This is a genomic window from Plantibacter elymi (nom. nud.), assembly GCF_900177795.1.
In the GTDB taxonomy this organism is placed as follows: domain Bacteria; phylum Actinomycetota; class Actinomycetes; order Actinomycetales; family Microbacteriaceae; genus Plantibacter; species Plantibacter elymi.
The window spans coordinates 36008-56973 of record NZ_FXWJ01000003.1; the positions used below are offsets into that span (position 1 = coordinate 36008).

Below are 20966 nucleotides of genomic sequence, written 5' to 3' on the forward strand. Positions count from 1 at the left end.
CCCTCGTCCGTGCCGGACCGACGACGTCAGCCGGTCGCACCGACCCGTGCGCGGACCGCACGCGTGGCCTCGACGATGTTGGCGAGGGAGGCGACCGTCTCCTCGTAGCCTCGCGTCTTGAGTCCGCAGTCCGGGTTCACCCAGACCTGGCGCTGCGGGATCCCCTCCAGTGCGATCTCGAGCAGCGCCGTCACCTCCGCGACGCTCGGCACCCGAGGCGAGTGGATGTCGTAGACACCCGGGCCGATGCCGTGGTCGAAACCACTCGCCCGGATGTCGGACACGACCTCCATCCGAGACCGTGCCGCCTCGATGCTCGTCACGTCGGCGTCCAGGCGTCGGATCGCGTCGATCACCACGCCGAACTCGGAGTAGCAGAGGTGGGTGTGGATCTGCGTCTCGGCCCGCACGCCCGCGGTCGCCAGCCGGAAGGAGCCCACCGACCAGTCGAGGTACCGCCCCTGGTCGGCCCGCCGGAGCGGGAGCAGTTCGCGGAGTGCGGGTTCGTCGACCTGGATGATGCGGATGCCGGCCCGCTCCAGGTCGGCGATCTCGTCACGCAGGGCGAGGGCGACCTGGTTCGCCGTCTCGGCGAGCGGTTGGTCGTCGCGCACGAACGACCAGGCGAGGATCGTCACCGGACCCGTGAGCATCCCCTTCACCGGCTTGGTGGTCAACGACTGCGTGTAGGCCGACCACTCGACCGTGATCGGCGCCGGCCGTGAGACGTCACCCCACAGGATCGACGGACGGGTGCATCGCGAACCGTAGGACTGCACCCACCCGTGCTCCGTCACGGCGAACCCGTCGAGGTGCTCGGCGAAGTACTGGACCATGTCGTTGCGCTCGGGCTCACCGTGGACGACGACGTCGATGCCGAGGTCCTCCTGCAGCGCCACGACGCGCCCGATCTCCGCGCGCATCGTCGCGACGTAGGCCTCCTCGTCGAGCGTCCCGGCGACCCGCTGCGCGCGGGCGCGACGGATGTCGCCGGTCTGCGGGAAGGAGCCGATCGTGGTCGTCGGGAGGAACGGCAGGCCGAGCGCCTGCTCCTGCGCCGTGGCGCGCTCCTGGTAGTCGTCTCGGGTGAAGTCCGCTGGTGCGAGCGCTGCCGTCCGTGCGCGGATGGCGGCATCGACGACCCCGGGCGCGGCGAGCCGATCGTCGAGCGCGGCCGACGCTGCGGTGAGCTCGTCCGCGATGGACGCACGCCCCCGGGTGAGACCACGTGCGAGGACCGCGATCTGATCCACCTTCTGGTCGGCGAAGGCGAGCCAGCTCCGCAAACGCGGGTCGAGCTTCGTCTCCACCGACACGTCGTGCGGGACGTGCAGGAGGGACGTCGAGGTGGACACCGCGAGCTGCGGGAAGCGCTGCGCCGCGCTCGCGAGCAGGTCGGCCGCGGCCACGAGGTCGCCGCGCCACACGTTGTGGCCGTCGATCACTCCCGCGACGACGGTCTTCGACGCGAGTCCGGGAGACGAGTCCGGCAGGCCTCCTCGGATGAGGTCGACACCGACCGCCTCGACCCCCGAGTCGGCCAGCACCGGGAGGGCGTCGCCCAAGGCGCCGTAGGGAGCCGCGACGAAGATCGACGGACGGTCGGACACGGCGGACAGGACGGCCGTCGATCGCTCGATCGCCGCAAGGACCGTCGCCCTCGGCACGTCGAACGTCTCCGACACGAGTGCGGGTTCGTCGAGCTGTACCCAGGGCGCGCCGGCAGCGGCCAGACGCTGGAGGAGTTCCGCGTAGACGGGCAGCAGCGCCTCCAGTCGATCGATCGGGGCGAACCCCTCGGAGGCCCCGTCGGCCGCCTTCGACAGCAGCAGGAACGTCACGGGGCCCACGATCACCGGCCGCGTCACGTAGCCCTCGGCGAGGCCCTCGCGGAACTGTTCGATCACTCGGTCGTCGGCGAGCGCGAACGGCGTCGACTCGCCGATCTCCGGGACGAGGTAGTGGTAATTCGAGTCGAACCACTTCGTCATCTCGAGCGGGGCGAGGTCGCCGGCGCCACGAGCGATCGTGAACGCCCCGGCGAGATCGACCCGACCGTCGGCCCCGAGGAGCGACGAGAAGCGCTCCGGGACGGCGCCGACGGTGAGCGCGGCGTCCAGGACCTGGTCGTAGAACGAGAAGCTCTCGGGGATCGCGGCGTTCGTCGGGTCGAGGCCGAGCCCAGCGAGGCGGGCACGCGTGGCGGCGCGCAGCTCGGAGGCCGTCCGCTCGAGCGCCTCGGCATCGATCCGGCCGGCCCAGAAGGACTCGACGGCGCGCTTCAACTCCCGGTTCGGCCCGATGCGCGGGTAGCCGAGGATGGTGCCGACGGGGAATGCGGAGGTGGGGTTCATCGTGCGTCCTTGCTGGTGAGTGGATCGGGGATGGGATGGCGGACCGGTCGGTCGTCGTGCACGGGGATGCCGGCGCGGTGCAACACGTCGAGCACCGTCCGATGCTGGTTGAAGGCGTAGAGGTGGACGCCCGGCGCGCCGCCCGCGACGACGTCGCGGATGAGTCGGGCGGAGTAGTCGGTGCCGATGTCGATCCGTCCCGCTTCGTCCGGCTCGACCTCCAGCGCGATGGCCAGGTCGCTCGGGAGCGCCTCGCCGCTGAGCTCGAGCACCCGACGCAGTCGCGCCGGACTCGTGATGGGCATCACGCCCGGCAGGATCGGCATGGTGACGCCGTGACGTCTCGCACGTTCGGCGAAGGCGAGGTAGTCGTCGGCATGGAAGAAGAGCTGGGTGATGGCGAGCGTCGCCCCCGCCGCCTGCTTGGCCAACAGGGTGTCGAGGTCCTGCGTCGTCGACCGTGAGCGCGGGTGGCCGTTGGGGAACGCCGCGACGGCGATCCGCGGCCGATGGCGTCGCCCGAGCTGCACCGCGCCCGGGAGGCCGACCAGCGACCCCTCGGCGTACGGCTCGTGCTCGGCACTGACCCGGCCGATGAGCTGCACGAGTTCCGCGGCACTCCCCAGATCACCGAGGAAGGCGTCCCCTTCGACGGCTCCGGCGGGCGGGTCGCCGCGGAGCGCGAGGAAACTGTGCACCCCGGCATCGAGGAAGTCCTTGATGAGCCGGCTGGCCTGCGCGTGCGTCGATCCGACGCACGTGAGATGGGCCATCGGGTCCACCGAGGTCGACGTCCGGATGCTCCGCAGCACATCGAGGCTGGCCGTTCGCGAGGAACCACCGGCGCCGAAGGTGACCGAGATGAACTCCGGGCCGGCGGCGGCCAGGTGCTCGACCGTCCGTGCGAGCGCGAGGCCGCCGTCGAGCGTCTTCGGCGGGTACAGCTCGAACGAGAAGGGGGTACGCCTGGGACAGGCCGGCTCCGTCGTGGTCATGAGGTCTCGTCTCGGTGGCAGCGGATCGAGAGCCGGCGACCACGCAGCACGCAGCGGTTCCGCTGGTGTGTCGTGGGCGGGTGCCGGGCTCGGCTGTCGCTCCGAATCCGCCGGTGAGGGCGGGTACGATGCGCACGACGATAGCAACGCCGGACGATCCGCGCGACGGACATCTGTCCGACAGCGTCATCCTGCGACACATTCCCCCCGGCGGCGCTCTGGTCCTACGCTGATGCCATGACCGTGGGCACCAGGCACCGGGGCGACGAGCGCCGAGTACCCGGTTCGCGCGTCATCGCGTCCTGCGTGGCGGTGGTGATCGCCCTGTCCGGGTGCACGACCGCCGGCTCGCCCGTGCCGACGGCGACACGCGCAGCCTCAGCGGAGGACCTCGTGGTCGAGTTCCGTCAGAACCGGGACCAGTACGCGAGCGACGCCGCGATCGTCCGGGTCGGCAACCGCGGCGACCACGACATCACGATCGTCGGACTCGAGCTGGCGGGGTCGGCGTTCACCGCGACGACCGTCCGGGACCGCTCCTCGACGATCCGCGCTGGACAGACCACGGACCTCGCCGTCGAGCTGCCCCCGATCGACTGCGACGCCCGGGACGGGGAGTCGCAGGTCGATCTCCTGCTCCGACTCGACGACGGCGCGGTCCTGTCCGCCGCCGACCTCCCCGATCCGACGGACGCGCTGCCGCGGATCCGTGCCGCCACGTGCACGGTGGCGGCGGTGCAGCGCATCGCCGAGGTGGCGGCCGCACCCGGGATCCGCCTCGAGGGAGCCGGGGCCACGACGGTCGCCGTCCTGACGATCACGGCCGTGCCGACCGGCGCTCCGGGCCGGCTGGAGCTCGTCGCGCTGCGGTCGACGGTCCTGTTGCGACCGGCGCCGACCGACGGCGGCGGTGACCCGCCCCAGGACTGGCCGCTCGGCCTGACCGTCGACGCCGCCGACGGCCCGCAGTCCATCGAACTGCGGATCGTGCCGACGCGGTGCGACCCGCACGCCCTGGCGGAGGACAAGGTGGGGACCCTCTTCCCACTCGTCGTGCGGATCGACGACGGCCCGGAGGCGGTCATGACCCTGCCGCTCGACGCCGACACGGCGGAGGCGCTCAAGGATGCCGTCCGCGCGCGCTGCGCGTGAGGGTTCGGCTCAGCCGGCCACGGCGGGTGCCGGGACGACCTCGGCGAACGGCGCGAGGGCGGCGGCGAGCTCGGCACCGACCAGGGCGTGCACGATCGTTCCACGCTCGTCGTAGTCCGTCGACAGCACCTTGCCGCGTTCGTGCAGCAGCGTGACCAGGTCTCCGCGGTCGAAGGGCACGATGACGTGGACCTCGTTGCTCGGCGACGGGATCAGCGTCTCGATGCGCTCCATGAGCTCGTCGATCCCGAGACCGGTGCGGGCCGACACGAAGACGGCGTCCGGGACGAGACCGCGGAGCACGAGCAGCTGGCCGTCGTCCACGAGGTCGGCCTTGTTGAACACGACCAGCTCGGGGATGTGCCGAGCTCCGACCTCACCGATGACATCGCGCACGGTGGCGATCTGGCCGGCAGGATCGGGGTGCGCGGCATCGACGACGTGCACGATGACGTCGCTGTCGGCGACCTCCTCGAGCGTCGAGCGGAAGGCCTCGACCAGCTGGTGCGGCAGGTTGCGCACGAAGCCGACCGTGTCGGCCAGGGTGTATTCGCGTCCGTCGGAGGTCACGTTGCGTCGGACCGTCGCGTCGAGTGTCGCGAAGAGCGAGTTCTCGACCAGGACGCCGGCCTTCGTGATGCGGTTCAGCAGGCTCGACTTGCCGGCGTTCGTGTACCCCGCGATCGCGACCGACGGCACCGTGTTACGACGACGGTTGGCCCGCTTGGCCTCGCGCGCCGGCTTCATCGCCGTGATCGACTTGCGCAGTTTCGCCATACGGGTGTGGATGCGGCGTCGGTCGAGTTCGATCTTCGTCTCACCGGGGCCCCTCGAACCCATACCGGCACCGGCACCACCGACCTGGCCACCGGCCTGACGGCTCATGGACTCACCCCAGCCGCGGAGGCGGGGCAGGAGGTACTCGAGTTGGGCGAGCTCGACCTGTGCCTTGCCCTCTCGGCTCTTCGCGTGCTGGCTGAAGATGTCGAGGATGACCGCCGTGCGGTCGATCACCTTCACGCCGACCGCGTCCTCGAGGGCGCGACGCTGGCTGGGTGCGAGTTCCGTGTCGGCGATCACCGTGTCGGCGCCGAGCGCCTGGACGATGGACTTCAGTTCCTGGGCCTTGCCGCGACCGAGATAGGTGCTCGGGTCGGGGTGCGGTTTGCGCTGCAGGAGCCCGTCGAGGACGACGGCGCCGGCGGTCTCCGCGAGCGCTGCGAGTTCGCGCAGGGAGTTCTCCGCGTCGTGGAGCGCACCCTGCGGGTAGACGCCGATGATGACGACGTTCTCGAGCCGGAGCTGCCGGTACTCGACCTCGGTGACGTCCTCGAGCTCGGTCGAGAGCCCGGCGACGCGACGGAGGGCCTGTCGGTCCTCGCGATCGTACTGCTCGCCGTCGTCGGAGCTGCCGCCCGAGGCATCACCCGTCTGCAGGGCCGCGGCACCGCTGCCGAACAGGGTGTACCCGCTCGATCGGGACGCGGCGCTCGTGAGCACGCGCGCGACGACGTCGTCGGGATCGGTGGCCGAGGCGTCGTCCACCACCGCCTCGACATCGACATCGGTGTCGTTTGCGTGGTCCTGGGGTGCGTCCATCGGTGGTCTAGGCATCGCGTTAACCCTACTTCCTCCTGGTCCGGTACCGTTCCTGTATGTCGAACGAGCACTACTTCACCGCCGAACCCGCGAGCGAGTTGCAGCTCAAACCGATCACCGCACGCCTCGGCGGCGTCGACCGTTCGCTCGTCTCGGCGGGCGGCGTCTTCAGTCCGGGCCACCTCGATCAGGGCACCCAGGTGCTGCTCGCGAACACCCCTCCTCCCCCGCCGACGGGCGACCTCCTCGACATCGGCTGTGGCTGGGGCCCGATCGCCCTGTCGCTCGGGCTCGCGTCGCCGGACGCGACCGTCTGGGCGGTCGACGTCAACGAACGGGCGCTCGACCTGACCCGGATCAATGCGGAACGCCTCGGGCTCGTCAACATCCGTGCCGTCCTCCCCGACGACGTCCCCGACACGGTCCGCTTCGCGACCATCTGGTCGAACCCGCCGATCCGCGTCGGCAAGGACGAGCTGCACCGCATGCTGATGCACTGGTTGCCGCGGCTCGAGGACGAGGGTGACGCCTGGCTCGTCGTGCAGAAGAACCTCGGCTCGGACTCACTGCAGAAGTGGTTGCAGGAGCAGCTTCCGACGTCGTTCCACGTCGGACGTGCGGCCATGGCCAAGGGCTTCCGCGTCCTGCACACCCGGCGCCGGGAGCTCCGTTCAGCCTGACCGGCTCAGGCCAGGGTGATCGTCCCGGAGTAGACGAGCGTCGCCGGACCGGCCAGCACCACGTGCTCGCCGTCTGCGCCGGGAACCATGCGCACCCCGAGCACTCCGCCCGGCACCTCGACGCGCCAGTCGTTCGGAGCCGCCGCGCCCGCCCAGTGGCGGAACGCGAGCGCCGCGGCAGCCGTCCCGGTGCCACAGCTCAGGGTCTCACCGCTCCCGCGCTCGTGGACGCGCATGCGGATCCGGGCCACGCCGTCGGCGATGAGCGGCTCACCCGGGACGACCAGCTCGACGTTGGCACCGTGCGGCGGTACGGGGTCGAGCTGTGGCACATACTCCAGTTCCGCACCGTCGAGTTCGGCGGCGTCGGCGACCGCGACGACGATGTGCGGGTTGCCGACGTCGATCCCGATCCCCGGGCGCGCCACGGGCAGCCCCTTCACCCGGACGAGCGTCTCCCGCTCGTCGAGGCTCCAGCGGCCGAGGTCGACGACGTAGCCGAGCGGGTCGTAGCCGACCATCCGGACGCCGGCGCGGGTTCCGATGGCGAGCTGTTCGCCGGGAGCCAGCTCAACGAGCCCGCTCTCGAGCAGGTAGTGGAGGAACACCCGGATGCCGTTGCCGCACATCTCCGCGACCGAACCGTCGGCGTTGTGGTAGTCCATGAACCACTCCGCGGCAGGGTCTTCAGCGAGCACGGCAGCCCCGGCATCGAGGTGCGCGGACCGGACGGCGCGGATGACGCCGTCGGCGCCGATCCCGAAGTGCCGGTCGCAGAGCGCCGCGATCTGGCCCGGATCGAGGGCCTCCTGGCCGTCGGGATCGGAGAAGAGCACGAAGTCGTTGCCCGTGCCGTGGCCCTTCGTGAAGGAGAGTGTCGACGCCATCCGACCAGTCTACGGGCGCACTCGGCGGGCCAGCTCACTCGCCTCGGCGCTGCCGCCCTCCACCCAGGTGATCGCCGGATAGCGCTTGAACCAGCTGACCTGACGGCGCGCGTACCGCCTCGTCAAGCGCTGGGTCTCGGCGATCGCCTCCGCTTCGCTGAGTTCCGACCGCAGTTGCGCCACCGCTTGGGCGTACCCGATCGCACGGCCGGCGGTGACACCCTGCTCGAGGCCGTGCTCGAGCAGCTCGGCCGTCTCCGCGACGAGTCCTGCGTCCCACATCATCTCGACGCGCCGGTCGAGGCGCTCGACGAGGACCTCTCGCGGTGTCGAGACCCCGATGACCTCGACCGGCCGCCAGGGGACGGGGCGTTCCGGAAGCGCTGCACCGTGGCCGCGCTCGGCCAACTCGTGGACTTCGAGTGCGCGCACGACCCGGCGGGCGTTCGCCGCATCGATGCGGTCGGCGGTCGCGGGATCGGCCACGCGGAGCCGCTCGATGAGCGCCGGGAGCCCCTCCTCCTCGAGTTCTCGTTCCAGGCGCTCGCGCAGGGCGCGGTCTCTCGGGGGGAATCGGAAGTCATGGATGACGCTCGAGACGTACAGCCCTGAGCCGCCGACGAGGATCGGCGTCACCCCACGCGCGGTGAGCTCGTCGATCATCGCACGAGCCGTCGGCTGGTACCAGGCGACGGACGCCTCCTCCGTGACGTCCAGGACGTCGAAGAGGTGGTGCGGGATCCCGCGCCGCTCCTCCATGGGCAGCTTCGCGGTCCCGATGTCCATGCCGCGATAGAACTGCATGGCATCGGCGTTGACGATCTCGGCAGGACGCCCCGCCTCACGGAGAGCGGTCGCCAGGTCGAGCGACAGTGCGGACTTCCCCGTCCCGGTCGCTCCGACGACCGCGAGGAAGCCGGTCACCGACGTTCGCCGTCGCTCGGGTCGTAGATGGGAGACGTGGTCACGCCGACGGTCGGTGCCCCGATGCGCAGGCCCGGCAAGCCGAGCGAGACGCGGCCTGGCTCCCCCGCGGCGGCCGTCGTCGGCACACCGCAGGAGTCGGCCTGAGCTCGATCCCAGGCGTCTCCGGCACGCGTCCGACGGACACGCAGGGGTTCACCGCCGGGTGCGTCGGCGATGAGGTGGAACGACGCTGCCTCGGTGATGGTCACCGTCACGACGTCGCCCGGTCGCGGCACCTCGGAGCCCGCCGGCACCTCGAAGTGGACGAGCCGGGAGTCCTCGGCCCGCCCGCTCAGTCGATGCGTGGCGTCGTTCTTGCGCCCCTCGCCGACCGCGACGAGCAACTCGACCTGCCGCCCCACCTGGCGCTGGTTCTCCTCGAGACTGAGGCGGTCCTGCAACGCGATGAGGCGCTCGTACCGCTCCTGCACGACGGCCTTCGGGACCTGATCGGGCATGGTGGCCGCCGGTGTACCGGCACGGATCGAGTACTGGAAAGTGAAGGCGCTGGCGAACCGTGCGGCCTCGACCACGCGGAGGGTCTCCTGGAAGTCCTCCTCCGTCTCACCGGGGAACCCGACGATGATGTCGGTCGAGATGGCCGCGTGCGGGATTCTGGCACGAACCCGGTCGAGGATCCCGAGGAAGCGATCGGACCGGTAGGAGCGACGCATCGCCTTGAGGATGCGGTCGGACCCCGATTGCAGCGGCATGTGGAGTTGCGGCATCACGTTCGGCGTCTCGGCCATCGCGTCGATCACGTCGTCGGTGAAGGCGGCCGGGTGCGGGCTCGTGAACCGGACGCGCTCCAAGCCCTCGATCGTGCCGGCCGCCCGCAGGAGCTTGCCGAACGCCTGACGATCCCCGAACTCGACACCGTAGGAGTTCACGTTCTGCCCGAGCAGCGTCACCTCGATGGCGCCGTCCTCGACGAGCGCGCGCAGCTCACCGAGGATCTCGCCCGGGCGACGGTCCTTCTCCTTGCCACGGAGCGACGGCACGATGCAGAAGGTGCACGTGTTGTTGCATCCGACGGAGATCGAGACCCAGCCGCTGTAGCTGGAATCACGTTTGGTCGGGAGGGTGGAGGGGAAGGTGTCGAGCGACTCCAGGATCTCCAGCTGCGCCTCGTCATTGTGCCGGGCCCGCTCCAGCAGCGACGGCAGTGAGCCCATGTTGTGCGTCCCGAAGACGACGTCCACCCACGGGGCCTTCCGGAGGATGACCTCTTTGTCCTTCTGCGCCAGACAACCGCCGACGGCGATCTGCATACCGCTGCGCTGCTTCTTGATCGATGCCAGGTGGCCGAGGTTGCCGTACAACTTGTTGTCGGCGTTCTCTCGGACCGCGCAGGTGTTGATGACCACGATGTCGGCCTGCTCGCCGTCCGCCTTGACGTAACCGGCGGCCTCGAGTGACCCGCTGAGCCGCTCGGAGTCGTGCACGTTCATCTGGCACCCGTAGGTGCGGACCTCATAGCTCCGCTGCCGACCTGACTCATCGATCGCGGCGGGTGAGGCGCTGATGACCGTGGGCGTCTCGACGATGCTGCTCATACCGGCAGTCTACGCGCGGCCTGAGGCGCCTCCGGTCAGCGGAAACTCACGCCGGAACGCTTCGATCCCGACAGGGCACGCGAGCACGCCTCACGGATGATCGCCGAGCCGTATCCACGTCTCGCGAGATAGGCCGACAGACGTCGCTCGGCCGTCGCCTGATCGAGGGAGCGGAGTTGACCGGCACGCTTCTCGGCGACGACCAGCGCTCGTCGGAGCTCGTCGTCGTCGTCGATGGTTTCGAGGGCCTCGGAGACGATCGAGGCGTCGATGCGTCGCGAGGAGAGCTCGCGGCCGATCACCGCGCGGGACTGCCCCTTGCGGGTGTGCAGGCTCTCGACGAGCTGACGGGCGAGCTCGGCGTCGTCGAGGTAGCCGCGTCGGCGGAGTTCGGCGACGACGTGCTCGACCTCGTCGGGCGCGGCGTCGTGGCCTCGGAGGAGTTCCGCGATCTCCCACTCGGAACACCCGCGGCGGGCGAGTCGTCGCACGGCGAGCAGGTCGAGTTCGGCCAGCCGGACCTCCGGATCGACCGGAGCCTCGACCTCATCGGCTTCGGCTGCGTCCTCGTCTTCCGGCGCCCCGACGACCGAGGTCCAGGCGAGCGTCCGCGCGGCGGGCTCGGGTGGCGTCGTCGGGCTCGTCGCCGCGGGGGCATCGCTCGACACGTCATCCGGCGTCGTGGTCGCCGTCGTGGTGCGCTCGGTGGGCGTCCGCCGCAACGGAGCGACGGGACGCACGACGGGCTCGGCCGCGACCGGAGCGTCGTCGGTCTGCCCGACGAACCAACCGTCGGGCTCGGCGGCTACCTCTGGCGCTGAACGGCGACCGAACAGCGAGGTCACGGGGGCCACGTACTCCGGCGACTCGTCGGCCGGACCGGCGGGAGGGAAGGAGACGACCATGGTGACCTCGCTGTTCGGGGCGCGCGTTACGCGCTGCGCTTCGCGGCGGACTTCGGTGCGCCGGCGGCGGCGAGCTGCGGGGCTCCACCGGTCGCTGCTTCGAGCGCGGCGGCCTCGGCAGCAGCGACCTCGGCTGCGGCGGCATCCGCGGCCTTCTTGGTGGCGGCACCCTCGGCCCCGACACCGAGCTTGCCGAGGATCCGGCGCTCGATCTCAGCGGCGATGTCCGGGTTCTTCAGCAGGAAGTTCCGGGCGTTCTCCTTGCCCTGTCCGAGCTGATCGCCCTCGTAGGTGTACCAGGCGCCGGCCTTCTTGACGATGGCGTGCTCGACACCGAAGTCGATCAACGACCCCTCGCGCGAGATGCCCACGCCGTACAGGATGTCGAACTCGGCCTGCCGGAAGGGCGGAGCCATCTTGTTCTTGACGACCTTCACACGCGTACGGTTGCCCACGGCCTCCGTGCCGTCCTTCAGCGTCTCGATGCGACGGATGTCGAGGCGGACCGAGGCGTAGAACTTCAGGGCCTTACCACCGGCGGTCGTCTCGGGGCTGCCGAACATCACACCGATCTTCTCGCGCAGCTGGTTGATGAAGATCATCGTCGTGTTCGTCTGGTTCAGGCCACCGGTCAGCTTGCGCAGGGCCTGCGACATGAGGCGGGCCTGCAGACCGACGTGCGAGTCGCCCATGTCTCCCTCGATCTCGGCGCGGGGCACGAGCGCGGCGACGGAGTCGATCACGATGAGGTCGATGGAACCCGAGCGCACGAGCATGTCCGCGATCTCGAGCGCCTGCTCACCAGTGTCGGGCTGGGAGACGAGCAGCGAGTCGATGTCGACGCCGAGCTTCTTGGCGTACTCGGGGTCGAGTGCGTGCTCCGCGTCGATGAAGGCGGCGATGCCGCCGGCACGCTGGGCGTTCGCGATGGCGTGCAGCGTGAGCGTCGTCTTACCTGAGGACTCAGGCCCGTAGATCTCGACGATGCGGCCTCGCGGGAGCCCTCCGATGCCGAGCGCGACGTCGAGGGCGATCGAGCCGGTGGAGACGACCTCGACCGGTGCGCGCTCGTCGCTGCCGAGGCGCATCACCGAGCCCTTGCCGAACTGACGGTCGATCTGGGCGAGTGCGGTTTCGAGGGACTTCTCGCGTTCAGCTGGACTTGGCATGGTGTGCTTCTCTCTGCTCGGTGTCGGGTGCCTATAGGCTGTCGCCGCGTGTTCCGGGACCCGCTTCTGCTGAAGGTCGGGGCCCGAGGGCGACAAGGCGTCGGTCGTTCCTGATGTCTCCGACGGTACGCGCCACCACCGACATGCATCGGTGGACGGCTCGATCCGTGCAGAACGCACTCACGAATGATCCTGTGGAGGACACTAGCACCACTAGAACGGATGTTCGATACCGATCGGGCGGCGTGTCGAAGACCGCTTCGCCCGTGACTCGGAACGCGCTACGCGCCCGGCTGCAGTCGTCCGACTCCGTGGCGTCGCTCGTCCGGCACGTCGGTCGCGGTACAGAGCGCGATCCAGACGTCGCGGGGCGGGACACCGGCGCGCAACGCCTCCTCGGCGGTCTTCGAGCCGAACTCGGTGAGTCCGAGGTCACCGGTGAGCACCGCTCCGTAGGCCGCGCCGAACTCGTCGGCGACGGCCGTCCTGAACTCACTCAGCTTCATTCCTGCTCCTGTCCCTTCCTCCGTCGTCCGTCCGGACGCGGAAACGCCCCGGGAGAGGGATCCCGGGGCGTTCTGCTGCCGTGCTCGCTCGATCAGCGGGAGACGAGTTCGTCCAGCTCGTTGACCAGTTCGTCCGGAACGGTGTCCGGGATGTTCGGGGAGAGACCCTCGATGACCGCGAGGCGGTCGCCGACCTCTCGCATGATGACGGAGATGGGGGTGTCGAGGGCGTCGGCCACCGAGGCGAGGATCTCGCTCGACGCCTCCTTCTGGCCTCGTTCGACCTCGCTCAGGTATCCGAGTGCGACGCTCGCCTTGCTCGCCACCTGGCGGAGCGTGCGACCCTTCTGCAACCGGAAGTCCCTCAGCACGTCGCCGATCTCTTGACGGACTAGAACCACGTGACCCTCCCTCTGTGCTCTACGACCTCGTGTCGTACAGCGTTCTGCTTCTGCAACGCGGATTCACGTCGTCCCAGCTGATCGCCGTCTCGTTCGTGGATGGCCAACATTACAACCACCGTATGCCGAACAGTAACCAGGATCACTGGGCTTTTCTTGTGAATACGTCATCTGTAACGCGATGGAAACGGACGGTATTCCGCCGATCGGAGTCGGCGTTCACTCGAGTGCGCCGAGTTCGCGCACGAGGGCTTCCAAGGCCAGCTCCACGGTCCGGTGTCGGATCTCTTGACGGCCGCCGTCCAGGGTGAGCGGCACCACCCGTCCACCCGCGCGCGTCACGATGCCGACGAAGACCGTCCCGACGGCCTGGCCGTCCTGTGGGTCGGGTCCTGCGACGCCGGTCGTGGCGATACCGACGTCTGCCGGCAGCCCGTCGATCGCCAGGGCACGGCGCACGCCGTCGGCCATCTGGAGGGCCACCTCCGGGTGCACGGCGCCATGGAGCGCGAGGAGGCCGGCGTCGACTCCGAGCAACGAGTGCTTCAGGCGGGTGTCGTACGCGACCACACCGCCTCGGACCGTGGCGGACGCGCCGGGGACGCTGATGAGCGCCGCGGCCAGCAGCCCGCCGGTCAGGGACTCCGCGACACCGATCGTCAACCGGGCGTCGATGAGGGCGTGGACCGCCGAGGCGGCACCGGCGTCGGCCGACTCGACGGCATCGGACGTCATCGCTTGACCTGCCGGTCGGCGCGCGACCCTCGGACGGCGGTGACGACGTAGTCGATGCCGCTCGCGATGGTCAGGAGCACGGCGATCGTCATGAAGACCCCGTTCACCCAGAGCACCCAGTCACCGAGGAGCACCCAGAACGGCGCGAGGGCGAGTGAGATCGCAACGGCCTGTGCGAGAGTCTTGAGCTTCCCCATCCACGCGGCGGCGACGACATGGTCGGAGATCACGATGAAGCGGTGGACGGTGATGCCGATCTCGCGCACGAGCACGACGATCGTGACCCACCACGGCAGTTCGCCGAGGATCGACAACGCGACGAGCGCTCCGCCCGTCAGCACCTTGTCGGCGATCGGGTCGAGGATCTTACCGAGGTCCGTCACGAGGTTGCGACTGCGGGCGATGTGTCCGTCGATGCCGTCGCTCGCGATCGCGATGACGAAGAGCAGGGCGGCCCACCACCGCAGTGCGCCGTCGGAACCGTCGTCCGCCAGCAGCATCCACATGAACACCGGTGCGAGCACGATCCTCGCGACGGTGATCGCGTTCGGGAGGTTCCAGTTCGAGATGCGCGGCTCAGCAGCCGACGCGTTCGATGCCGTCATGTCTACTCCCGACCGGTGAGACTCCAGGCGTCTTCGTCAGAACCGCCCTCGACCTCAGGATAGTCCTGGAACTGGGCCTCGACCGGGTCCGCACCGTAGCGGTCGGGCTCGACGCCGCCGGCAGCGCCGACGACCGGGGCTGCCGCGGCGGCTGTCGCGGGCGCCGCTGCGGGGGCCGGAGCGGCGGAACCGTCGTCCTCGCCGCGCAGACGGGCCAGGACACCAGGCAGCTGCTCCGCCGTGACGAGGACGTCGCGGGCCTTCGAGCCCTCGGACGGGCCGACGATCTCGCGCGACTCCATGAGGTCCATGAGCCGGCCGGCCTTCGCGAAACCGACCCGGAGCTTCCGCTGCAGCATCGAGGTCGATCCGAACTGCGTCGACACCACGAGCTCCGCTGCGGCGAGCAGGAGTTCGAGATCGTCACCGATGTCCGCGTCGATCTCCTTGCGCTCCGCGACGGCCTGGACGTCCTTCCGGTACTCCGGCCGCGCCTGGTTCGTGACGTGTTCGACGACCCGCTGGATCTCGTTCTCGCCGACCCATGCACCCTGCACGCGGATGGACTTGTTCGCACCCATCGGCAGGAACAGGGCGTCGCCCTGACCGATGAGCTTGTCGGCGCCCGGCTGGTCGAGGATGACCCGCGAGTCGGTGACGCTCGTGACGGCGAAGGCGAGGCGGGAGGGGACGTTCGCCTTGATGAGGCCGGTGACGACGTCGACCGACGGACGCTGCGTCGCGAGGACGAGGTGGATACCGGACGCACGGGCCAGCTGCGTGATGCGGACGATGGAGTCCTCGACGTCGCGGGGGGCGACCATCATCAGGTCGGCGAGCTCGTCGACGACGACCAACAGGTAGGGGTAGGGCTTCAGGACGCGTTCGCTGCCCGCGGGGAGGACGATCTCGTTGGCCACGACGGCCTTGTTGAAGTCGTCGATGTGCCGGTACCCGAAGCTCGCGAGGTCGTCGTACCGCATGTCCATCTCCTTCACGACCCACTGCAGCGCTTCCGCCGCCTTCTTCGGGTTCGTGATGATGGGCGTGATGAGGTGCGGGACGCCCGCGTACGGCGCGAGCTCGACGCGCTTGGGGTCGATGAGGACCATGCGCACCTCGCTCGGCTTGGCGCGCATGAGCAGCGAGGTGATCATGGAGTTCACGAAGACCGACTTGCCGGAGCCGGTCGACCCGGCGACCAGGAGGTGCGGCATCTTCGCGAGGTTCGCGACGACGTAGCCGCCGCCGACGTCCTTGCCGACGCCGATCGTCATCGGGTGGTTGCTGTTCGTGGCCGCCGTCGAGCGCAGGATGTCGCCGAGGGTGACGATCTCGCGGTCGGTGTTCGGGATCTCGATACCGATGGCGCTCTTCCCCGGGATGGGCGAGAGGATACGGACCTCGTTGGACGCCACGGCGTAGGAGAGGTTCTTGCTGAGCGCCGTCACCCGTTCGACCTTGACGCCCGGGCCGAGCTCGATCTCGTACTGCGTCACGGTCGGGCCGCGGGAGAAGCCCGTGACCTTCGCGTCGACGCCGAACTGGTCGAGGACGCTCGTGATCGCAGCGACCGCTTCGTCGTTGGCCGCGCTGTGCGTCTTCGCGGGCTCACCCGCCGCCAGGGTCCCTGCGGACGGGAGACGGTACGGCGTGTCGTCCTGGCCCTGCTGCGCCATCGGGCGCGCCGAGAAGTCGATCTGGTCGGGTGCGCCGAGGAGCGCCGGGTCGAGGTCTTGGATGACCTCGGTCGCGCCGGGGATGCTGTCGTCGTGCAGACCCGTCTGCGGCTTGATCTCGCCAGTGTTGAACCGCTTGACGGCGCTCTCCGCCGCTTCGAGGTCGCCGAGGAGCTCGGAGCCGAAGGCGTCGTGCACCGGCGCGGCTTTCGGCGACGCGGCTGGCGCGGCCACCGGTTCGAGCGGCGAGTCGAACCCGCCGGACGGCTTCTCGAGGCCGAGGAGCTCGGTCATGTTGTCGCCCATGAGCGGGTCCTCGAACGTCGGGTCGTCCTCGCGGCGGCTCGTGTTGCGACGCCACCACGGCAGGGCCGCCGGCTCGTCCGGTTCCTCGTTGAGGTCGTCGAGTCGCTTCGTCCGCGCGCTCTTCGGCTCTGCGGGCTCTCCCTCTGGTGCCTCCGGCTGCTCGCCGAACATCCAGGTGGAGAACTGCCGCACGCGGGCACCGACGCGGTTCGGCGGCGTCTTGGTCACGATGAAGAGACTGAGGAGGATGAGGAGCGAGATGAGGACGGTCGCGCCGATCGGGGTGATGATCGCCGCGAGCGGAGCGCCGAGGATCCACCCGAGGAGACCGCCGGCCTGCGCCAGCGCGGGCAGGCCCTGACTCGGGTTCGGCTGACCGCCGTGGATGTGGCAGAGCGCCGAGATGCTGATCAGGAGCAGACCGAGGCCGATGCTGATGCGGCCGTTGTCGTCGACCGAGGCCGGGTGCCGGAACAGCCAGACCGCGAACACGATCATGATGACCGGGAGCACGAAGGCGAGTCGGCCGAAGAGGCCGCCGAACGACCAGGCGTCGAAGGTCTGGGCGATCGGGTCGGCCGCGCCGAACCACTCGACGACGGCACCGACGACGGCCAGCAGGAAGAGCAGGAAAGGGAAGCCGTCGCGACGGTCCTCCTTGGCGATACGCTCGGGACCGAGGGCGCGGACCGCTCCACCGACGCCGTGCGCGAGACCGAGCCACATCGAGGTCAGCACACTGCGCTGCTCCTCGGCAGCCGGATAGGCCACGGTCTTCTGCTGCTTCGTCGTCGACGCGCCCGCCTTGGGGCCGGGCTTGGTGTTCGTCTTCGTGCTCGTGGTGCGCGACGAAGCGCCACTCGGCGAGGAAGCGCTGCGCGAACGGCTGGTCGAGTTGGAACGTGCGGCCATGCGTTCACGGTACTCGTCGCCACCGACGCAGCCCGGCAAGCTGGCGGGGTGTCCACGATCCGCGATCCGCCGGGTGGTCAGCGCAGATTCAGGACCATCGTGTCGCGGGTCCCCCGCCGGTCGACGGTCGCGAACCCCTCGGTGCGGTACAGGGAGACGGCGTGGTTCGCCCGCTCCACGCTCAGGCTGATGCGCTGGTACCCGGCCGCTCTGGCGAGCTGCACGGTCGAACGGAGCAACTGCCGTCCGACGCCCTGGGCGCGGTGGATCGGGCTGACCCCGAGGATGAGTTCAGGGACCCCGCCCGCCACATAGCCGAAGCCGGGTGCATCGGACGGGAAGAGTCGATACCAGCACGCGCCAACGGGCGCACCGTCCTGCCCGACGGCGACGACCCCGGCGTCGCCGGGTCGACGCCAGCCGTGCACATACCGGGTGTGCTGCGCGTCGGCGAGGACGGCGGACCGGGGACGGGGCGCGACGGCGTTCCAGTTCGCCGCCTCGACCATCATGTCGGTGAGGACGCGCACATCAGCCACCGCGGCTTCGCGGATCGAGTAGACCGCCATGGACGGATGGTACGCCACCGGTGTTTCGAGCAGATGACGCGTGAGGGGTCGCCGACGCTCAGTACCGGATGGCGTCGATCACCTTCACGCGGACGGCGACGAGCGCCGGGAGGAGCCCGGCGATCGCCCCGACGGCCGTGGCACTGACCAGCCCGAGGACCGCCGCCTCGATGGGGAACGGCGGGAAGTCCGTCACGAGCCCTTGACCGATGAACTGCTCGACGATCGGACTCTTCACGACGGCGACGGCGAGCATGACGCCGATGACCCCGGCGACGAAGGTGGCGACGACACTCTCCATCATCACGGCGAAGAACACCCGCGGCGCGGTCGCCCCGAAACTGCGTCGGATCCCGATCTCGCGGATCCGCTGGCGGACGGTGACGAGCGAGAGGTTGATCAGCCCGAGGGCGCCGAGCAGGAGGATGAGCCCGGCGACCGCGCCGACCACGAGCTTCAACGACAGGAGCGGGTCCTCCCCCGTCTGGCCGAAGTCGTTGCGGAACACGTCGACGCTGTACGCGTCACCGAGTTCGGCACGCAGGTCGGACTGGATCCGCTGGGTGAAGGCCTCGGCGTCCGCGTTCGGGACCCAGAACTCGAACTGCGGCAGCTGACCGGGCTGCCCCACGCCCTCCTCGGTACCGGACACCGGACCGATGAGCGCCGTCCCCGCGGGCAGGATCGACAGCTGCGGTTCGGTGTCCCACTCGTTGCTCGCGTACACCCCGACGATCACGGCCGTGACCGGGTGCTCACCGTGGACCGTGACCGTGGGGTGCGTCTCGATGGATGGTGACCCCAGGCGCTGCCAGAACGCCGGGTTCACGACGATCGCGGGTGCGAGGCGGTCGCCGTCGTCCTCCTGGAACCAGGCGCCCTCGTCGAGTCTGATGCGGTGCATCTCGCCGTACGGGACGTCGACGACGGTGGACTGCACCGGCACCGTCCCGTCGGCGAACTGCACGTTCAACTGGGTGCTGCCGGATTGCGAGACGTACCCGATGCCGTACCGCTCGGCGAGGTCGTGCACCGCCGTGATGTAGGTCTCCGGGTCGGGTTGCTCCGTTCCGGTGCCGTAGGCCGAGGCCATGAGCGTGGCGGGCCGGCCGCCGTAGCGTTCCTGCGACTCGGTCTGGGCCTGCGCCGCGAGCGACGACATGCCGACCATGCTCGTGAGGGCGCACACTGCGACGCCGACACCGATGAGCGAGAGGATGACCCGGCCACGATGGATCCGCAGCTCCTGGGCGGCCTCGACGACCGCTCCGACGATCGAGGTCAGGATCCTAGACATCCGCGGCCTCCAATTCGTGATCGGGGGTGAGCACGCCGTGGTCGAGACGATGGTGGGTCGTCGCGAGTCGGGCGATCGCCCGGTCGTGGGTGATCGTCACGAGGGCGGCCCCCGTGGAGGTCGCCACCTCGTCGAGCAGGGACATGACGGAGGTGCCGGTCTCGACGTCGAGAGCACCGGTCGGCTCGTCCGCCAGGATGAGCCGCGGCCCGCGGACGAGTGAGCGCGCGATAGCGACGCGCTGCTGCTCGCCACCGGACAGTTTCGTGGGCATCGCGTCGAGGCGGTCGCCGAGACCGACGCGTTCGAGCATCGCGGCGGCGATCTCCCGGCGACGCCAGAACGAGCGTCCACTCGCGTAGAGGAGCGGTGTCGTGACGTTCTCGAGCGCGGTCCGGCCCGGCAGGAGGTTGAACTGTTGGAAGACGAAGCCGATCTGGGCGCCGCGCAGTCGGTCGCGCGCACCGGAGCCGAGGCGTTCCGCCGGCCGACCGTCGAAGACGAGCGACCCGGAGGTCGGCTTGTCGAGCAGGCCGAGGAGGTTCAGGAGCGTCGACTTGCCCGAACCCGATCGGCCGACGATGGAGACGCGATCACCCTCGTGTACCTCGAGGTCGACACCGTCGAGGATCGTCAGCGGCGGCGCATCGGGGATCTGGACGACCCTGGTGACCCCGCGGAGTTCGAGGAGCGTCACCCGACCGACCCGTCGCAAGCCATGCTGCCGTCTGGAAGCGTGGTGCACCCCTCGGGCACCGGTGCGACGGCGCCAGGGACGAACTGGAGCACCGAGTCGCCTTCGGCGACACCGTCGATGATCTGCACCTGCTGTCCGTCGTTCAGTCCGAGCGTGACCGGCCGTTCCTCCTGCGCTCCGTCGGCGCCGACGACCCAGACGGTCCCGGTTCCGGCCGAACCCTTGACCGCGGTCGTCGGGAGCACGAGGACGTTCTCGGCGACACCGCCCGCGAGTTCGATCGTCGCGGCGAGTCCGGCGAAGACCCGGACGTCGCCGGGCACCGCGCAGGTGACGGAGGTTCCGCCGGCACCGGGTGTCTGCCCGGATCCACCGCCCGTCGTCGGCTCCTCCTCGTCGCCACCGCTCGACGGCGTCGTGACGCGGACCGCCGGACAGACGAACGGGGCCGGGCCGCCGTTGATGGTGACCGTCGCCTCACCGGGGATGGTGAGCAGGCGGTACTGCTTGTCGGCGCTCAACGCCCCGGTGATGGAGAACGTGGCCGGCGACACCTGCGCCACCGCGTCGCCGATCTGCACGGACTGCCCGTGGATGAGCTTGACGTTGCCGAGGGTGCCCGCGACCGGTGCGGTCACCTGCACGTACCGCTCCTTGCCCTCCTCGTCGATCGTCTTGACGTCGAGGATGGGATCACCCTCCGCGAGGACGGCCCCCTTCGCGGCGAACACCTCGTCGACGGTGCCGGCGACGGTCGACTTCGCCGTGCTGGCCGGGTCGGCGACGACCTGGCCCTCCACCGAGACGGTGTTGACCACAGTGCCGAGCGCCGCCTGCACCTGCGGTTCCACGAGGCTCCCGGTCGGCTGTGTCGGGCCCTCTTCCTGCGGCGTGTCCGGGAAGAACGCGACCTTGACGAGCGCCACCGCGATCGCGGCGAAGACGAGCAGTTTCAGAATGGGGAACACCCAGGTGCGGACAACGCCCACGCCGACC

General features: G+C 69.8%; 19 protein-coding genes. 2 read left to right on the forward strand and 17 right to left on the reverse strand.

The genetic code is table 11. The features are described 5' to 3' along the window. Positions 1–26 precede the first annotated feature (26 nt). On the reverse strand, positions 27–2354 hold the full coding sequence (metE, locus tag CCK91_RS09680) for a 5-methyltetrahydropteroyltriglutamate--homocysteine S-methyltransferase (RefSeq protein ID WP_086473869.1): 2328 nt from the start codon (positions 2352–2354) through the stop codon (positions 27–29). Continuing rightward, positions 2351–3349, reverse strand: coding sequence for a methylenetetrahydrofolate reductase (locus CCK91_RS09685; protein ID WP_086473870.1), 999 nt, complete (start codon positions 3347–3349; stop codon positions 2351–2353). Before CCK91_RS09685 ends, metE begins: the two co-directional genes overlap by 4 nt. 237 nt (positions 3350–3586) lie before the next feature. On the opposite strand from CCK91_RS09685, the gene CCK91_RS09690 reads away from it, so the two are divergent. Beyond that, positions 3587–4501: a hypothetical protein gene (locus CCK91_RS09690; protein WP_086473871.1), complete on the forward strand. Its 915-nt coding sequence runs from the start codon at positions 3587–3589 to the stop codon at positions 4499–4501. Positions 4502–4510: 9 nt separating this feature from the next. Here CCK91_RS09690 and hflX read toward each other — a convergent pair whose 3' ends face one another. After that, positions 4511–6115, reverse strand: a complete 1605-nt coding sequence (gene hflX, locus CCK91_RS09695; protein ID WP_242664500.1) for a GTPase HflX — start codon at positions 6113–6115, stop codon at positions 4511–4513. Positions 6116–6156: 41 nt separating this feature from the next. On the opposite strand from hflX, the gene CCK91_RS09700 reads away from it, so the two are divergent. Beyond that, positions 6157–6780 carry a class I SAM-dependent methyltransferase gene (locus CCK91_RS09700; protein ID WP_086473873.1) on the forward strand — a complete coding sequence of 208 codons (624 nt, stop codon included), beginning with the start codon at positions 6157–6159 and terminating at the stop codon, positions 6778–6780. 5 nt (positions 6781–6785) lie between these two features. On the opposite strand, the gene dapF is transcribed toward CCK91_RS09700, so the two are convergent. The 14 genes from dapF to CCK91_RS09770 all read right to left on the reverse strand — a co-directional run bounded on the left by dapF (position 6786) and on the right by CCK91_RS09770 (position 20959). After that, complete coding sequence (dapF, locus tag CCK91_RS09705) at positions 6786–7667, reverse strand: diaminopimelate epimerase (protein ID WP_086473874.1); 882 nt, start codon at positions 7665–7667, stop codon at positions 6786–6788. A 9-nt stretch (positions 7668–7676) separates the two neighbouring features. Further along, positions 7677–8591 carry a tRNA (adenosine(37)-N6)-dimethylallyltransferase MiaA gene (miaA, locus tag CCK91_RS09710; protein ID WP_086473875.1) on the reverse strand — a complete coding sequence of 305 codons (915 nt, stop codon included), beginning with the start codon at positions 8589–8591 and terminating at the stop codon, positions 7677–7679. Further along, positions 8588–10189, reverse strand: coding sequence for a tRNA (N6-isopentenyl adenosine(37)-C2)-methylthiotransferase MiaB (gene miaB, locus CCK91_RS09715; protein ID WP_086473876.1), 1602 nt, complete (start codon positions 10187–10189; stop codon positions 8588–8590). Before miaB ends, miaA begins: the two co-directional genes overlap by 4 nt. 35 nt (positions 10190–10224) lie before the next feature. Then, the gene (locus CCK91_RS09720) at positions 10225–11094 is read right to left on the reverse strand and encodes a regulatory protein RecX (RefSeq protein ID WP_086473877.1); all 870 of its coding nucleotides are present in this window, start codon (positions 11092–11094) and stop codon (positions 10225–10227) included. 26 nt (positions 11095–11120) lie between these two features. After that, a complete protein-coding gene (recA, locus tag CCK91_RS09725; RefSeq protein ID WP_079707085.1) occupies positions 11121–12263 on the reverse strand; it encodes a recombinase RecA in 1143 nt (380 codons plus the stop codon). Positions 12264–12544: 281 nt separating this feature from the next. Next, complete coding sequence (locus CCK91_RS09730) at positions 12545–12769, reverse strand: DUF3046 domain-containing protein (protein ID WP_079707086.1); 225 nt, start codon at positions 12767–12769, stop codon at positions 12545–12547. 92 nt (positions 12770–12861) lie between these two features. Next, entirely contained in the window at positions 12862–13170 is a 309-nt protein-coding gene (locus CCK91_RS09735) for a helix-turn-helix domain-containing protein (RefSeq protein ID WP_056012120.1), read from the reverse strand. Positions 13171–13389: 219 nt separating this feature from the next. Beyond that, the gene (locus CCK91_RS09740; RefSeq protein ID WP_085513021.1) at positions 13390–13905 is read right to left on the reverse strand and encodes a CinA family protein; all 516 of its coding nucleotides are present in this window, start codon (positions 13903–13905) and stop codon (positions 13390–13392) included. Further along, on the reverse strand, positions 13902–14510 hold the full coding sequence (pgsA, locus tag CCK91_RS09745; protein ID WP_086473878.1) for a CDP-diacylglycerol--glycerol-3-phosphate 3-phosphatidyltransferase: 609 nt from the start codon (positions 14508–14510) through the stop codon (positions 13902–13904). Before pgsA ends, CCK91_RS09740 begins: the two co-directional genes overlap by 4 nt. Positions 14511–14512: 2 nt before the next feature. Then, on the reverse strand, positions 14513–17407 hold the full coding sequence (locus CCK91_RS09750) for an FtsK/SpoIIIE family DNA translocase (RefSeq protein ID WP_086473879.1): 2895 nt from the start codon (positions 17405–17407) through the stop codon (positions 14513–14515). Positions 17408–17484: 77 nt separating this feature from the next. Next, positions 17485–17976, reverse strand: a complete 492-nt coding sequence (locus CCK91_RS09755; RefSeq protein WP_086473880.1) for a GNAT family N-acetyltransferase — start codon at positions 17974–17976, stop codon at positions 17485–17487. Positions 17977–18034: 58 nt separating this feature from the next. Next, complete coding sequence (locus tag CCK91_RS09760; RefSeq protein ID WP_086473881.1) at positions 18035–19273, reverse strand: ABC transporter permease; 1239 nt, start codon at positions 19271–19273, stop codon at positions 18035–18037. After that, the gene (locus CCK91_RS09765) at positions 19266–19970 is read right to left on the reverse strand and encodes an ABC transporter ATP-binding protein (protein WP_079707092.1); all 705 of its coding nucleotides are present in this window, start codon (positions 19968–19970) and stop codon (positions 19266–19268) included. The genes CCK91_RS09760 and CCK91_RS09765 overlap by 8 nt, the downstream gene beginning before the upstream one ends. Beyond that, on the reverse strand, positions 19967–20959 hold the full coding sequence (locus CCK91_RS09770) for an efflux RND transporter periplasmic adaptor subunit (protein ID WP_086473882.1): 993 nt from the start codon (positions 20957–20959) through the stop codon (positions 19967–19969). Before CCK91_RS09770 ends, CCK91_RS09765 begins: the two co-directional genes overlap by 4 nt. Positions 20960–20966 lie beyond the last annotated feature (7 nt).

Bases quoted from the DNA above. Each gene is read 5' to 3' on its own strand.
- metE (WP_086473869.1), bottom strand. From the start codon at position 2,354: ATGAACCCCACCTCCGCATTCCCCGTCGGCACCATCCTCGGCTACCCG.
- CCK91_RS09685 (WP_086473870.1), bottom strand. From the start codon at position 3,349: ATGACCACGACGGAGCCGGCCTGTCCCAGGCGTACCCCCTTCTCGTTC.
- CCK91_RS09690 (WP_086473871.1), top strand. From the start codon at position 3,587: ATGACCGTGGGCACCAGGCACCGGGGCGACGAGCGCCGAGTACCCGGT.
- hflX (WP_242664500.1), bottom strand. From the start codon at position 6,115: ATGCCTAGACCACCGATGGACGCACCCCAGGACCACGCAAACGACACC.
- CCK91_RS09700 (WP_086473873.1), top strand. From the start codon at position 6,157: ATGTCGAACGAGCACTACTTCACCGCCGAACCCGCGAGCGAGTTGCAG.
- dapF (WP_086473874.1), bottom strand. From the start codon at position 7,667: ATGGCGTCGACACTCTCCTTCACGAAGGGCCACGGCACGGGCAACGAC.
- miaB (WP_086473876.1), bottom strand. From the start codon at position 10,189: ATGAGCAGCATCGTCGAGACGCCCACGGTCATCAGCGCCTCACCCGCC.
- CCK91_RS09720 (WP_086473877.1), bottom strand. From the start codon at position 11,094: ATGGTCGTCTCCTTCCCTCCCGCCGGTCCGGCCGACGAGTCGCCGGAG.
- recA (WP_079707085.1), bottom strand. From the start codon at position 12,263: ATGCCAAGTCCAGCTGAACGCGAGAAGTCCCTCGAAACCGCACTCGCC.
- CCK91_RS09730 (WP_079707086.1), bottom strand. From the start codon at position 12,769: ATGAAGCTGAGTGAGTTCAGGACGGCCGTCGCCGACGAGTTCGGCGCG.
- CCK91_RS09740 (WP_085513021.1), bottom strand. From the start codon at position 13,905: ATGACGTCCGATGCCGTCGAGTCGGCCGACGCCGGTGCCGCCTCGGCG.
- pgsA (WP_086473878.1), bottom strand. From the start codon at position 14,510: ATGACGGCATCGAACGCGTCGGCTGCTGAGCCGCGCATCTCGAACTGG.
- CCK91_RS09750 (WP_086473879.1), bottom strand. From the start codon at position 17,407: ATGGCCGCACGTTCCAACTCGACCAGCCGTTCGCGCAGCGCTTCCTCG.
- CCK91_RS09755 (WP_086473880.1), bottom strand. From the start codon at position 17,976: ATGGCGGTCTACTCGATCCGCGAAGCCGCGGTGGCTGATGTGCGCGTC.
- CCK91_RS09760 (WP_086473881.1), bottom strand. From the start codon at position 19,273: ATGTCTAGGATCCTGACCTCGATCGTCGGAGCGGTCGTCGAGGCCGCC.